This is a genomic window from Streptomyces albofaciens JCM 4342 (assembly GCF_008634025.1).
GTDB classification, from domain to species: domain Bacteria; phylum Actinomycetota; class Actinomycetes; order Streptomycetales; family Streptomycetaceae; genus Streptomyces; species Streptomyces albofaciens.
Genome location: NZ_PDCM01000001.1, coordinates 3998253 through 4012227 on the forward strand (window position 1 = coordinate 3998253; position 13975 = coordinate 4012227).

11 protein-coding genes are annotated in these 13975 nt (G+C 74.1%); 6 read left to right on the plus strand and 5 right to left on the minus strand.

The genetic code is table 11. The features are described 5' to 3' along the window. The first annotated feature begins 55 nt into the window (after window positions 1–55). Entirely contained in the window at window positions 56–886 is an 831-nt protein-coding gene (locus tag CP973_RS17925) for a class I SAM-dependent methyltransferase (protein ID WP_208853205.1), read from the plus strand. A 175-nt stretch (window positions 887–1061) separates the two neighbouring features. Here CP973_RS17925 and CP973_RS41610 read toward each other — a convergent pair whose 3' ends face one another. Together CP973_RS41610 and CP973_RS17935 are read right to left on the minus strand one after the other, a co-directional pair. After that, window positions 1062–2453, minus strand: a complete 1392-nt coding sequence (locus CP973_RS41610; RefSeq protein WP_341874826.1) for a GNAT family N-acetyltransferase — start codon at window positions 2451–2453, stop codon at window positions 1062–1064. Window positions 2454–2458: 5 nt separating this feature from the next. Further along, window positions 2459–4153: a DUF885 domain-containing protein gene (locus CP973_RS17935; protein ID WP_150241914.1), complete on the minus strand. Its 1695-nt coding sequence runs from the start codon at window positions 4151–4153 to the stop codon at window positions 2459–2461. A 213-nt stretch (window positions 4154–4366) separates the two neighbouring features. On the opposite strand from CP973_RS17935, the gene CP973_RS17940 reads away from it, so the two are divergent. Both CP973_RS17940 and CP973_RS17945 read left to right on the plus strand, forming a co-directional pair. Next, window positions 4367–5449 carry a LysR family transcriptional regulator gene (locus CP973_RS17940; RefSeq protein ID WP_150241916.1) on the plus strand — a complete coding sequence of 361 codons (1083 nt, stop codon included), beginning with the start codon at window positions 4367–4369 and terminating at the stop codon, window positions 5447–5449. 76 nt (window positions 5450–5525) lie between these two features. Continuing rightward, window positions 5526–6905, plus strand: a complete 1380-nt coding sequence (locus tag CP973_RS17945; protein WP_150241918.1) for a carbohydrate-binding protein — start codon at window positions 5526–5528, stop codon at window positions 6903–6905. A gap of 150 nt (window positions 6906–7055) precedes the next feature. Here CP973_RS17945 and CP973_RS17950 read toward each other — a convergent pair whose 3' ends face one another. After that, window positions 7056–8447 carry a GNAT family N-acetyltransferase gene (locus CP973_RS17950; protein WP_150241920.1) on the minus strand — a complete coding sequence of 464 codons (1392 nt, stop codon included), beginning with the start codon at window positions 8445–8447 and terminating at the stop codon, window positions 7056–7058. Between the two features lie 148 nt (window positions 8448–8595). Further along, window positions 8596–10212 (minus strand): alkaline phosphatase D family protein, encoded by a 1617-nt coding sequence (locus tag CP973_RS17955; protein ID WP_150241922.1) that lies wholly within the window; start codon window positions 10210–10212, stop codon window positions 8596–8598. 302 nt (window positions 10213–10514) lie between these two features. Between CP973_RS17955 and CP973_RS17960 the strand changes: the two genes are divergently transcribed. From CP973_RS17960 to CP973_RS17970, 3 genes are all read left to right on the plus strand, one after another. Continuing rightward, entirely contained in the window at window positions 10515–11402 is an 888-nt protein-coding gene (locus CP973_RS17960) for an RNA polymerase sigma-70 factor (RefSeq protein WP_150241924.1), read from the plus strand. A gap of 321 nt (window positions 11403–11723) precedes the next feature. Beyond that, complete coding sequence (locus CP973_RS17965; RefSeq protein ID WP_150241926.1) at window positions 11724–12476, plus strand: GntR family transcriptional regulator; 753 nt, start codon at window positions 11724–11726, stop codon at window positions 12474–12476. A 77-nt stretch (window positions 12477–12553) separates the two neighbouring features. Further along, window positions 12554–12922: a VOC family protein gene (locus CP973_RS17970; RefSeq protein ID WP_150243731.1), complete on the plus strand. Its 369-nt coding sequence runs from the start codon at window positions 12554–12556 to the stop codon at window positions 12920–12922. A 39-nt stretch (window positions 12923–12961) separates the two neighbouring features. On the opposite strand, the gene CP973_RS17975 is transcribed toward CP973_RS17970, so the two are convergent. Further along, a complete protein-coding gene (locus CP973_RS17975; protein ID WP_244409584.1) occupies window positions 12962–13819 on the minus strand; it encodes an alpha/beta fold hydrolase in 858 nt (285 codons plus the stop codon). Window positions 13820–13975 lie beyond the last annotated feature (156 nt).

Consider the following 13975-nt stretch of genomic DNA (forward strand, 5'->3'; position numbering starts at 1 on the left):
GTTTCCGGCGCCGAAGCGGTGTGCGGGCGCCGCCCCCGCTGGCATGGTGCCGGATGTGAACAACGAACGCGAAGTCGTCCGCTATTACCGGCAGCCGGGATCACGGCTCGGATATCGCCTCTTCCTGCACGGCACCAAGCATTTCGGTTTCTACGATGAGCACGACTCCCCGTGGAACTGGCCGAAGGCGCTGCGCCGCATGGAGGACGTCATGGGGGAGCGGCTCGCGCAGCCGCCGGGCGCGCGCGTGCTGGACGCCGGGTGCGGGGTGGGGGACGTGGCCGCCCGCATGGCGGGCCGCTTCGGTCTGCGCGTCCACGGCGTGGACCTGGTCGCGGCCCATGTCGCGGAGGCCCGGCGCCGGGCCCGCCGCCGTGCCCTCGACCCGCTGCCCACCTTCGCGCACGGGGACTACGCGGTACTGGACGCCCCCGACGAGAGCTTCGACGCTGTGTACACGATGGAGACCCTGGTGCACGCGGCGGAGGCCGAGGCCGTGCTGCGGGAGTTCCACCGCGTACTGAAACCGGGCGGCCGGCTGGTCATGTTCGAGTACGCCAGGGAAGTGCCGACCCGGATGCCGGGGCCCGCGGCCGAGACCTTCCGGCAGCTGAACGACTGGGCCGCGATGCCGTCGTTCCAGCGTTTCGTCCACGGCACGCTGGAACGCCTCACGGCGGAGGCCGGATTCTCCGTCCTGCGGGTCGAGGACATCTCCCGCAGCATGTGGCCGATGCTCCGGTGCTTCGCGGTCATCGCGCGCCTGCCGTATGCCGCGTTCCGGGCGGCGGGACTGGAGCGGCATGCCGTGAATTCCATGTCCGCCGTCGAATTCTGGCGGCACCGGGAATTCTGGCGGTACGAAATTCACAGCGCCCAGAAGTGACCGAGCCCAGAAATGACCGAGCCCAGAAGTGATCGAGTCGGGAAGTGACCGGACCGGGAAATGATCGAGCCGGGAAGTGACCGGGCCGAGAGGTGACCCGGGGTCCGAAGGAGGCCCCGGGCCCCGGCGAAGCGGCATGCCTCGGCGAGGCGGCACGCACGCCTCGGCGAAGATGTCACGCCTCGGCGAACACGTAAGTCCGCAGTCCGCCCCGGCCACCGGAGGGAACGAACCCGGCCCGCTCCAGCACCCGTTGCGACGGAATGTTCGCCGGTTCGGTCGCCGCCCGTACCGTACGGACCTCGGGCCGGCCGGACGCCCAGTCGGCCAGCAGGCGCGTCGCCTCCGTGGCCCAGCCCGCGCCGCGCGCCCCGGGGCAGAGCGTGTAGCCGATCTCGACCTCGCCCTCGTCGTCCGGCGGGCCGTGGAAGCAGATGGAGCCCACGGCCGTACCGTCGTCGGCCCGGGTGATGGTGAACAGGCCCCAGCCGGGGAGGTACGGCCCGGTCTCGACGGACTGCGCGACAGCGGCGGCGGAGGCGGCGGTGGCCTCCGGCGGCCGGCCGTCCACCCACACCGGCCCGCCGGGGCGGTCGTCGAGGCCGCCGCCGTCCGCCAGCCGCGCCGCCGCGGTCGGCAGGACGGGCCGCAGCACCACCCGGCCCGCCGCCAGCGCCAGCGGGAAGCCCGCCCCGGCCGTGGTCAGCGCCTCGACCAGCGTGCCGGTGTCCGCGCCCTCGGGCAGCCCGCTGACCTGCCCGTCACCCACCTCGACCACCCGCCACACGCCATCGGTGCGCAGCGCCAGGTCCGTGGTGACGAACCGGCAGCCCAGCTTGCGCAGCGCTGCCCGTACGGCCGGGGCGACCGCCGACAGATCCGGCACCGGGCACCGCTCCGGCGTGTCCGGATGCGCCCCGACGAGCACCGGCTCGCCGTCCACCCACCACACCCGCGCCTCGCCCGCCGTCCCGTACGGCTCGAAGGCGCGCAGCACCACGCCGCCGGTCAGGAACTCCTCCTGCAAGGCCACGAACCGGGCGACCACCGAGGACAGGCGCGCGGTGTCGGACGCGTCCGGGACGTACGCCGCCTCGTCCCACTCGTGCTTGCGGGACTTCACCCAGTCCTTGACCACGGCGGGCCCGCCGCCCAGCGGCCCGGCCAGCCGGGCCAGCTCCGCCGCGCCGGGCGGCCGGTCCGGCGCGCACGGCAGCCAGCGGGTGTACGGCGTGAGGTCGGCGAACGTCTCGTACCAGCCGGGGAGTTCATGGGCGGCGCGGTAGCCCTCCGGCGTGGTCAGCAGCAGGCAGCCGCGCTCGGCGAGGGCCGCGGCGAGCGCGGCGTACCGCTCGGCCGGGAGCATCCAGCCGCGGTACCACGCCGCCCCGGCCCCGCTCGGCACCCGCGCCACCGCCCGCGCGGCGTCCCCGGCGGCCAGCGCCTCGTGGTCGATCACCGCGCCGCGCACGCCGAGGGCCCGCACCGCGGCGGCCTCCCGGACGAACTCCGGATCGGTGCGGCCGGGGCGCAGCGGATCGCCGGGGAAGAGGAACACGCGGTCCACCGGCCTCAGATGCTCGACAGCTCGGCCAGCAGGTCGTCCAGACCCAGCGAGCCCTGCGACAGGGCGGCCATGTGCCACGCCTTGAGGTCGAAGTCCGCGCCGTGCCGCCGCCGGGCCGCCTCCCGGCCCTGGAGCCAGGTGCGCTCGCCGAGCTTGTAGCCGATGGCCTGGCCCGGCATGCCCTGGTAGCGGATGATCTCGCTCTCGACGAAGTCCGCGGGGCGGCTGGAGTGGCGGGCGAAGAACTCCTGGGCCAGCTCGGGCGTCCACCGCTCGCCGGGGCGGAACGGCGAGTCCGCCGGGATGGCCAGCTCCAGGTGCATGCCGATGTCGATGATGACGCGGACCGCGCGCATCATCTGCGCGTCCAGGTAGCCGAGCCGGCGCTCGGGGCTGGTCAGGAAGCCCAGCTCGTCCATCAGCCGCTCGGCGTACAGCGCCCAGCCCTCGGCGTTGGCGCTGACCATGCCCACCGCCGTCTGGTAGCGCGAGAGGTCCTCGGCCACGTGCGCCCACTGCGCCAGCTGGAGGTGGTGGCCCGGCACGCCCTCGTGGTACCAGGTCGAGACCAGGTCGTACGCCGGGAAGCGGGTCTGGCCCATGGTCGGCAGCCAGGTGCGGCCGGGGCGGGAGAAGTCCAGCGAGGGGCTGGTGTAGTACGGCGCGGCGGCGCCGCCGGGCGGGGCGATCCGCGACTCCACGTGCTTGACCCGCTCCGCCAGGTCGAAGTGGGTGCCGTCCAGCGCCTCGATGGCCTGGTCCATCAGCGCCTGGAGCCACTGGCGGGTCTCCTCGACGCCCTCCACGGCCTCGCCGTTCTCGTCCAGCCAGGACAGCGCCTCCCACGGGGTCCTCGCCCCGGGCAGCACCTTCTCCGCCTCCTGGACCATCTCGGCGTGCAGCCGGTGGAACTCCGACCAGCCGTAGGCGTACGCCTCGTCCAGGTCCAGGTCGGTGCCGTTGAAGTAGCGGGCCAGGCGGGCGTAGCGCTCGCGGCCCACCACGTCGGGCGCGCCCTCGATCGCGGGCGCGTACCGGCCGCGGAACCAGTCGCGCAGCTCGACGAGCGCGCCGGTCGCCAGCGCGGCGGCGGCGTTCAGCTCGGCGCGCAGCGCGTCGGGGCCGGGCTCGGTCAGCTCGGCGAACCAGCTGCGGTCCGTACCGATCCAGGTCTCCAACTGGCCGATGACCGTGGCGACCTGGCGCGGCCCGGCGGGCAGGTCCCGCTTCAGGCCCGCCTCCAGCGAGGCGCGGTAGCCCTCCAGTGCCGCGGGCACGGCGCGCAGCCGCTGGGCGAGCGCCGCCCAGTCGTCGTCCGTCTCGACCGGCGTGATCGTCAGGACCTCGCGCACCGAGTGCAGCGGCGAGTGGATGTTGCTGACCGTGCGCAGCCCCTCGCCCGCCTCGTGCACCGCCAGCTCGGCGGTCAGCCGCTCGCGCAGCAGGCGGGCGCAGCGGCGCTCGCCCGCGCTGTCCGCGCCCGGCCGCCGCTCGGCCTCGGCGAGCCGGTTCAGCGTCGTACGGGCGAGCTGCGCGACGGCTTCCTGGCCGGTGGGCGAGAAGTCGGGCAGCCGGCTCGAACTCTCCGGGATGCCGAGGAAGGTGCCGGTGATGGGGTCCAGCTCCACCAGGGCGTCGACATAGGCGTCGGCGACCTGGCGGGGGAGAGGGGCGCTGTCGGAAGCAGTGGTGTGGGACATGCGCCCCATCCTCGTACGGAAGCCCCCGGTACGTCATCAGCAGCGCGCCGTACACGCGCTTCCGGGGCACCCCGTCCGCGCAGGGCGAACGGGGAACGGGCCGCACGCGCCGCACGTGCCGTACGGGCCGGTCCCGCCGCGAGCGGAAGGCCGCCTTCATTGGTCCGGACCGGACTATTGCTCCGGCCGGAGCGGACACTCCAAGCTCACAGAATGGACCTGGAATTGCGGCATTTGAAGACGATCCGGACGATAGCCGACGCGGGCAGCCTCACCAAGGCCGCCGCACAGCTGGGCCTGGCCCAGCCCGCCTTGAGCGCCCAGCTGAAACGGATCGAGCGCACCCTCGGCGGCAAGCTCTTCGAGCGCGGGCGCTTCGGGGTTCGGCCCACGGCGCTCGGCGAGTTCGTGCTGGAGCGGGCGCGGGTGGTGCTGCCCGCGATCAGCGAGCTCCAGCAGGAGGCCGTACGGTTCGGCAGCGCGGGCAGCAGGATGACCGGCTTCCGGCTCGGCGGCACCCACGGCCCGCTGCTCGGCGGTCTGGTGGACCGGCTCGCGACCGCGCACCCGGGCGTGCCGGTGACCACCTTCACCACCTGGTCCGAGCGGGAGATCGCCGCGTCGGTCGCCGCCGGGCGCCTGGACTTCGCGCTGATCGGCGCCTGCGGGGAGGCGCCGGCGCCCGAGCCGGAACGGCTCAGCTGGCGGGAGATCGCGGTGGACCCGGTCTTCGTCATGCTCGCCGACCGCCATCCGCTGGCCGGGCGGCGCGAGATCGGCCTGGCGGAACTGGCCACCGAGGCCTGGGCGGACGTGCCGGGCGACGGCTGTTTCGCGGACTGCTTCACCCTGGCCTGTGCCCGCGCGGGCTTCACCCCGGCCCGGGTGTACGAGACGGACACCGCGTCCTGCATCCACCTCGTGCAGGTCGGCCGCGCCGTGGGACTGTGCCGGGCGACCCTGCCGCCCACCCCGGGGGTGGTGACCAGACCGCTGGCCGGTACGCCGCTGACCTGGCGCCACCTGGTGGGCTGGCACCCGGCGACCCCCGCCGCGAACTCCGCCGCCGAGGTCGTCGCCCAGGCCCGCGCCGCCCACGCCGACGCCGCCGCGCGCAGCGACAGCTATACGCGATGGCTGGCCGACCACCGGACGGCGGCAGGAGCCGGACCGGTGCCGGACGGCGCCCTTCCGCGAGCGTCCGGTCACGAGGAGGCCGACCCGGGGCCACCGGAGAACACCGACTACCCAGGTCCTCCGAGTGCCATCCATAACGTTCCGCAGAAGGAGAACTGACATCTTCTGCGGGCCGCGGCACCGCTCCTACGGTTTCCGCACCTCCACCCCCCCCGAGACCGAGGAGACCTCCCCCATGCGCCACAGACACGCCCGAGCGGCCGCGTGTGCCGTCATCGCCGTCGGTGCCCTCGTCATGACCGCGCTGCCCGGTTCCGCGGCGGCCCAGATACGGGCGGACTCGACGACGCCGCAGGCCCCCCACCGGTCGGCCGCCGAGACCCTGTCCGTCGGTGCCACCTCCGACGCCGTCTACCAGGCGATGCAGCGCGACCTCGGCCTGAACCGGGCGCAGGCCGAACGGCGGCTCGCCAACGAGGCGGAAGCCGGTGCCGTCGCCGGGCGCCTGAGGAACGCGCTGGGCGCGTCCTTCGCCGGCGCCTGGGTCAGCGGCGCCGAATCCGGCACCCTGACCGTGGCCACCACCGACACCGCGCGCCTCGCGGCCGTCCGGGCGGCCGGTGCCCGCGCCGTCCACGCGTCCCACTCACTCGCCCGACTCGACGCGGCCAAGGCCGAGCTGGACCGAGCGGCGCAGCACCGCAAGGCCCCCGAGGCGTCCTCCTGGGCCGTGGACGTCCGGACGAACACCGTGCGGCTGCGGGCCGCCGATCCCGCGGCGGCCCGGGCGTTCGTCGCCGCCAGCGGCGCCGACCGCTCCCTGGTCAGCGTGGGCGCCACCGCCGAACGACCGCGTCCGCTGTACGACCTCCGCGGCGGTGACGCGTACTACATGGGCGGCGGCCGCTGCTCCGTGGGCTTCCCGATCACCCGTGGCTCCCAGCAGGGCTTCGCCACCGCGGGCCACTGCGGGCGCGCCGGCACCTCCACCACCGGGTACAACCAGGTGGCCCAGGGCAGCTTCCAGGCCTCCACCTTCCCGGGCCGCGACACCGCCTGGGTCGCCACCAACAGCAACTGGACCTCGACGCCGTACGTGAAGGGCCAGGGCGGCCAGAACGTCCGGGTCGCCGGCTCCACCCAGGCGGCGGTCGGCGCCTCGATCTGCCGCTCCGGCTCCACCACCGGCTGGCACTGCGGGACCATCCAGCAGCACAACACCAGCGTCACCTACCCGCAGGGCACCGTCAGCGGTGTGACCCGGACCTCGGTGTGCGCCGAGCCGGGCGACTCCGGCGGTTCCTTCATCTCCGGCAGCCAGGCCCAGGGCGTCACCTCCGGCGGCTCCGGCAACTGCCGCTCCGGCGGCACGACCTTCTACCAGCCCATCAACCCGCTGCTCCAGGGGTACGGCCTGACCCTCAAGACGAGCACCAGCGGCTCCGAGGAGCCCGGCCCCAGCGAGCCGGGCGAGACCACCTGGGCCGCCGGCACCGTCTACGAGGCGGGCGCCCAGGTGACGTACGACGGGATCACCTACCGCTGCCTCCAGGGCCACCAGGCCCAGCCCGGCTGGGAGCCGGCGAACACGCCGTCCCTCTGGGAGCAGGTCTGAGACCCGCGGCGACAGCGGGCGGCTGACGCCACCGCAGGCCACTGAGGTACGGCACCGATCCGCACCGGTCTCCGTACCGCCCGGGGCCGGCTGGTACGAGCGCTCGCGTACCGGCCGGCCCCCTCTCCGTGTCCGCGTACGGTCACCCGGTCAGGTCGTCCGCGGGCCCGCGTCCGGCGCGGTCCGGGCCGCCGCCGGCCGCGCGGGCACCCCGGCCGGCCGGGCGGTGATCACCAGGGTGCCCTCCTCGATCTGGTAGTCCAGCGGCAGGCCCAGCCCGCGCATGGTGGCCACCATCCCGGTGTTGGACGCCTGGGTGATCGCGTACACGCTCGTGCAGCCCGCGTCCGCGGCCATCCCCACCAGCCGGCGCAGCAGTTCCGCGCCGATGCCGCGCCGCTGCCAGGAGTCCTCCACCAGCAGCGCCACCTCGGTCTCCTCGCCGTCCCACAGCAGATGGCCGAGCGCCACCAGCCGCCCGGACGCCGTCTCGACCGCGAGCGTCCGGCCGAAGCGGGGACTGAGCAGGTGGTCCAGGTACCGCTCGGCGTCGGCGACCGGGCCCTGGTAGCGCATGGCCAGCGTCCGGGCCGAGCAGCGGCCGTGCAGGTCGCGGGCCGCCGCCAGGTCGGAGGCGTCCGCGCGGCGCACCGTGATGGGGTTGCCCTCCGGCAGCGTCAGCACGTCACGGCGCGGCGGCACCCGCTGGCCGAGCCGGGCGTCCAGCTCGACGAGCGCCCGTACCCGTGCGAACTCGGTGGGCGTGAAGGGGAGGTGCGGGCGTTCGATGGTGACGGAGCCCCCGGACGGATCGCGGAACGTCATGGTGTGCTCTTCGAGGATGCCCTCCTCCGGGACCCGCGCGGAGTCCCGCTGCCCGTTACGGGACCGCGCGGGCACCGAACGGATGGTGCAGCGGCCCAGCAACTGGCGTAGCGCGAGCGGTAGTTCGGCGGAGTCCAGGGCCGTACGGGTGGCCATCCCCAGCACCCGGGTGGGGGCGTCCACCAGGTCGTGCGCGTCCGCCCGCTCCAGCCAGGTGTGCGCGCCGCCCGCCGCGGCGACCGTCCGGGTCAGGTCGGCGGGGAGCAGGGCGGCGGGGGCGCGCAGCAGGAACTCGTCCACCGTCCCGTCCGACAGCGGGTGGGTCTGGAGGCTCAGGATGTCCACCCGGTGTCCGGCCAGCCCCGTGCACAGCGCGGCCAGGGTGCCCGGCTCGTCCCGTACGGTCGTGCGCATCCGCCACAGCGCCGTCTCCTGCCGCTCCTCGGGGGAGGCGGCGGGGGACTCCGGCGCTGCGGCGCCGGTATCGGTCGGCGGCGGCGCGTTCTCGTGGCGCCGTGCCCACCACGTGTGGAACGCGGCCGTGGCGATCAGCGCGACCGCCGAGCAGCACAGCAGCACCGGCCCGGACGGGCCGTGCGCGATGGTGTTGGCGACGGCGTCCGCCACCGCCACGGCGGTGAACAGGGCCGCCAGCTCGACCAGCTCCCGCCGCCAGTGGTGGCGGCGGGAGCTCTTGGCAGATGTCGCGTCAGTCATACGGCCAGCGTCACGGACCGGTGTTGCCTGATCGCGAACGCTCTGTGACCGATGGGTAAAGGAGACAATCGAGGCACAAAGCGACGGTGGTATCTCACCCACCGGGGCGGCACCTTCCGGCTGCCCTGGTGGAACCGGCGAAGCGCTGTCAGCTGCCGGGCTGCCCCACCCGTCCGGGTTGCAGCACCTTGCGGAACAGCACCCGCCCGTCGTCCTGCCGCAGCCGTACGGTCAGCTCGCCGCTGTCGCCGTCGATGTCCACCTCGCCGAAGAACTGCGGGTTCTCGGCGGGGGAGACGTTCGCCCGCTGCGGCGCTTTGACGAAGGGCTGCGCGGGCCCGAACGTACCGTCCAGCGGCACGGCCGGGAAGCCGCCCGCGTTGAGCGGCCCCGACACGAACTCCCAGAACGGCGCGAAGTCCCCGAACGCCGCGCGCGACGGATCGTAGTGCTGCGCCGAGGTGTAGTGCACGTCCGTGGTCAGCCACACCGTGCCGGTGACGCGCCGGTGCTTGACGAACCGCAGCAGCTCCGCGATCTGGAGCTCCCGGCCCAGCGGCGCGCCCGGATCGCCCTGCGCCACCGCCTCGAAGTCCGTCTTGCCGTCCGCGACCACCAGCCCCAGCGGCAGGTCGGCGGCGATCACCTTCCACACCGCGCGCGACCGGGCCAGCGACCGCTTCAGCCACGCCAGCTGCTCGGTGCCGAGGATGCCCTGCCGGTCGTCGGGCTGCCGGTTGGGGGAGTTGGCGTTCCGGTACGTCCGCATGTCCAGCACGAACACGTCCAGCAGCGGACCGTGGTGGAGCACCCGGTAGACCCGGCCGCCGTGGTCCGGTCGGAGCGTACGGATGGGGAAGTACTCGCGGAACGCCCGAAGCGAGCGGGCCGCGAGCACGTCCACGTCCTTCTCCGTGTACCGGGCGTCGTCGAGGATCTGGCCGGGGTACCAGTTGTTGCGCACATCGTGGTCGTCCCACTGGATGACGGTGGGCACCTGCGCGTTGAACCGGCGGAGATTGGCGTCCAGCAAGTTGTAGCGAAAGGCGCCGCGGTACTCCGCCAGCGTCTCTGCGACCTTGGACTTCTCCTCGGTGGTCACATTGCGCCAGATCCGGCCGTCGGGCAGTCGCACACTGGCCTCGATCGGACTGTCCGCGTAGATGTTGTCGCCGCTGCACAGGAAGAAGTCCGGGTCCCGGCGGCGCATCTCCTCGTAGATCCGGTAGCCGCCGAGCTCCGGGTTGATGCCCCAGCCCTGCCCGGCGAGATCGCCCGACCAGGTGAAGCGCACCCCGTCCCGGCGCCGGTCCGAGGCGGTGCGGAACGTGCCGGTGACCGGCTCGCCCGTACGCCGGTGGTCGTGCGGGTCGGCGAGCAGCACCCGGTAGTGGATCTGCTCACCGGACGGCAGCCCGTGCAGCGCGGTGGTGCCGGTGAAGTCCGTACCGGGACCGAGCAGCGGGCCGTGCCAGGTACGGGCGTTACGGAACGACTCGGTCGCCGCGGTCTGCACGATCATCCGCGCCGGCCGGTCGGACCGCACCCACACCAGCCCGGACGAGGACGTCACGTCCCCGGCCTGCACACCCCACGGGGCACCCGGCCGCCCGGCCCGCGCCAGCGCGGGCGCGCCCGCCGCCCGGGACGTGGCCGCGGCTTCCGTGGCGCCGGCGACGGCGGGGAGGGCGAGCGCCGCGGTACCGGCCGCCGCCCCGTGCAGCAACGACCGCCGGCCGACGGCTCTGCCGGGTCCCTGCGCCATGTGAAACCTCCCGTGATGCGACCGATCTTGGTGACCTCCCGTTCGTATCGGGGGCCGGTGCCGGGCGGCCGAACGGGGGGTGAACTTCAGGGGGGCGGGACGGGCGGGGCCCGCACGCCCCGCCGCGCGCCGAAGCCGGGCAGGTCCGGGGCGGCCACCTCCCGGGAGGCGGCGATCCGGTGACCGTACGGGGCCGTACCGGATCGTACGCCGCGCGCTCTGTGCCGCACACCACGTCCGCAAGCGTCTCTTTCCGATCGTTCCCGCTGGACAACGACCGGACGGCCCGCTGGGATGAACGCGTGCAGACCGACTCCGCAACCGACGTCTTCCAGGAACACCGCCCGGTCCTGATGGGCGTGGCGTACCGCATGCTCGGCCGGGTGGCCGACGCCGAGGACGTGGTCCAGGAGGCGTGGCTGCGCTGGTCGTCCGCCGACCGGGAGCAGGTCCGCGAACCGCGCGCCTACCTGGTGCGCGTGACGACCCGGCTGGCCATCGACCGCCTGCGGCAGGTCCAGGCGCGCCGCGAGGCGTACGTGGGCCCCTGGCTCCCCGAGCCGCTGGCCACCGACTTCGTGACGGCCGCTCCCGACTCCGCCGACCGCGCCGTCCTCGCCGAGTCCGTCACCCTCGCCGTCCTGGTGGTCCTGGAATCGCTCTCGCCCCTGGAGCGCGCGGTGTTCGTACTGCGCGAGGCGTTCGGCTATCCGTACGCGGAGATCGCCACGGTACTGGAGCGCGGCGAGGCGGCCGTGCGCCAGCTCGCGGGCCGCGCCCGGCGCCACGTCGAGGAGCGCCGGCCGCGCTTCGAGGTCGACCCGGCCCAGCAGCGCGATCTGACCGAGCGCTTCCTCGCGGCGGCGGCGGGCGACGACCTGGCCGGGCTGCTGCGGCTGCTGGCCGAGGACGTACGGCTGGTCGGCGACAGCGGCGGCAAGGCCAAGGCGCCGCTGCGGGTCATCGAGACCGCCGACAAGGTCGGCCGCTTCCTGCTCGGCGTGGCCAGGGGCGGGATTCCGGCGGCCGAGTTCGTCTTCGCGGAGCTCAACGGCGGCGTCGCGCTGCTCGTGCTCTCCGCGGGCAAGCCCGACTCGGTCTTCCAGATCGACGTCGTGGACGGCCGGATCCAGACCGTTTACATCATTCGCAATCCGGACAAGCTGGGGGCGCTGGGCGCCGCGGGGTGAGGGGCTGAGGAGGTACGGCAAGAGCCGCGGTCAGGCGTCGTCCGGCGCCGTCCGCGGCTCTTGCCGTACCCGCCGCGCCGCTGCCCGCGGCCACCGCACGCCGCGCGTCCCGCACTTCCGCCCCGGCCCCGGCCACCGGCCGACGGCGGATCGGCGCATTGGTCTTGACCAAGGGTGGGGGCGGCCATATCGTCACAGGGATACTGCAACAACCTTTAATAAAGAAGCGCTCATATCCGAGGAGCGCGTGCGGGGCCAGGGACAGGCCCCCGGCCGACGGGGACCAGCCCCGTCGGGACGACGGCCACGGCGGAGGACAGGGTGGGGACCACGCAGCTCGAAACGGCTCCGGAGCCGAAGTACTGGCACCTCAAGACCGTGCTCAGCGAGGCGCTCGACTCGGAGTTCGCGGTCGGCGAGATCCTGCCCAACGAGCGGGAGCTGGCGGCGCGGTTCGGCGTCGCCCGGGCCACGCTGCGACAGGCGCTGGAACAGCTGGAACTGGAAGGCCGCCTGCAGCGCCGCCGCGGCGTGGGCACCACCGTCGCGCCCCCGCGTGTGGGCGTGGCCGTCGACCCGGCGCGCCACACCTGGCCGGGCGCCCCCGGTGACGACTGGCAGCCCGTCGACGCCGTCGAGACGGCCGAGGTGCCGGCGGCCGTCGCCCGCCTGCTGGAGCTGACGCCCGGCGAGCGGGTGCACATCGTGCACCGCAGCCGCGTCACGCACGGCCAGCCGGTCGCCGCCGAGCAGCTGTACGTACCCGTCCGTACCGTGCCGGACGCCACCGTCGCGGACACGGACGCGCCGGCCCGCGCCCGCGCCGTGCTCCGCGCCCTCCAGCAGCGCGAACTGGAGGGCCAGGACCGGGCCGTGGAGCTGGGCTCGGCCCGCGCCGACGACGCCAGGGAACTGGACCGTCTGCCCGGCGCCCCCGTCCTCGTCGTCACCACCCGCTACTTCTCCGACGGCCGCACCGCCGCCGTGGCCCTGTCCACGTACCGCGCCGACACCTGCCGCCTCACCTTCGGCGACAACGAGACCGAGGCGGGGGTGCCGGCGCTGGCCGGTTAGGTGCCGGGCGGAGGCCGCCGCTCGGATGCTGTCGCCGCATGGCGGACACCGCCCCGGCGATGCGCGAGAATCGGCGCATGCTGAAGATCGGGTCGGTGGTGCTGGGCGCTTCGGATGTGCGGCGGGCGGCCGCGTTCTGGGCGGACGCGCTCGGGTACGTCCCGCGCGAGGACATCGAGGACGACTGGGTGGTGCTGGTGCCCGCTGAGGGGCCCGGCGTACAGCTCGCCGTCGGACTGAGCGGGACGCCCGTCCAGGAGCACCCGCGCGTCCACCTGGACCTGTACGCCGAAGACGCGGCCGGCCAGGCCGCCGAGGTCGAGCGGCTGGTTTCCCTGGGTGCCCGGCGCGTCGACTGGGACCTCTATCCGGACGACCCCGACTTCGTCGTGCTCGCCGACACCGAGGGCAACCGGTTCTGCGTCATCGACACGTCCCGCGGCTGAGACCGGGGACGGGCCTGTTCCCTCCGTCGGCTGCGTGGCTCAGCCGGCCGACGACGGGGGCGGGTCCGGCGTGGCCGGTGTCGGCGGCGTCGTTGACGTCATCGGTCTCGCCGCCGTGAGGAACGCCTTCACCATCGGTACGACGAGGTCGGCGCGCCGTGGCAGGTCGCGGTGGGTGGTGCCGGGGAGGACGCCGAGCTGCGAGCCGGGAATCAGGCCGTGCATCTCGACGGCGTGTTCCAGCCGGACGAAGTCGGTGTCCCCGACCAGCAGGAGGACCGGTGCTTCGATCGCGGCCAGGGTCTCGGCGGGCCAGCCCTCGAAGCCGTGCACCGTCGGTCGCAGCTTCTCGGCGAACGCCTGGAAGCGGCCCGGGTCGGGCGCGACCTGGACGTACGCCTCGTACATCTCCTGGAAGTCGCTTTCGGTGGGCATCCGCGGGGAGCCGGGCCCGGCGTACGGGTCGAGGATCTCCGGGTGGTAGCCGTCGCGCCGGTAGTGCGTGGAGGCGAGCACCAGGCGGTTCACCCGCGCGGGGCGGGTGACCGCCAGCTGAAGGGCGGTCAGGCCGCCGAGGCTGAAGCCGAAGACGTCCGCCCGGTCGATCCCGAGGTGGTCCAGCAGTCCCACCACATCGTCGGCCAGGTGGGAGAGCGCCGGCTCGCGGTCGATGTCGCCGGTGTGCCCATGCCCTTGCAACTCGACGGCGACGACCCGCCGTGTGGCGGCGAGCGCGGGCAGTATGCCGCCGAAGGTCAGGTCGATGGTGAGCAGGCCGCCGTGCAGCAGGACCAGCGGCTGTCCCGTGCCGTGGACCTCGTAGTACAGATCCAGGCCGTTGACCTGTGCGTACCCCGCGGAGGACGGGTACGTCGCGGATTCCTGTCCGTCGCTCAACTCTGCCTCCATGGCTCGCGGCGCGCCTGGCCGCCGACCCGTGTGCCCTGCCGGGATCGGCCCCGAAGCGACTGCTCAGCACATTAGCCGGGGGGTGTGACAACGCCCTCGCGTCGCGCCGCGCGCAGGTGGGGGAGGCCGGCGGAGATCACTGGG

Excerpts from the sequence above, each read along its gene's own strand:
- CP973_RS17935 (WP_150241914.1), bottom strand. The coding sequence starts at position 4,153 with ATGTCCCACACCACTGCTTCCGACAGCGCCCCTCTCCCCCGCCAGGTC.
- CP973_RS17940 (WP_150241916.1), top strand. The coding sequence starts at position 4,367 with ATGGACCTGGAATTGCGGCATTTGAAGACGATCCGGACGATAGCCGAC.
- CP973_RS17945 (WP_150241918.1), top strand. The coding sequence starts at position 5,526 with ATGCGCCACAGACACGCCCGAGCGGCCGCGTGTGCCGTCATCGCCGTC.
- CP973_RS17950 (WP_150241920.1), bottom strand. The coding sequence starts at position 8,447 with ATGACTGACGCGACATCTGCCAAGAGCTCCCGCCGCCACCACTGGCGG.
- CP973_RS17955 (WP_150241922.1), bottom strand. The coding sequence starts at position 10,212 with ATGGCGCAGGGACCCGGCAGAGCCGTCGGCCGGCGGTCGTTGCTGCAC.
- CP973_RS17970 (WP_150243731.1), top strand. The coding sequence starts at position 12,554 with ATGCTGAAGATCGGGTCGGTGGTGCTGGGCGCTTCGGATGTGCGGCGG.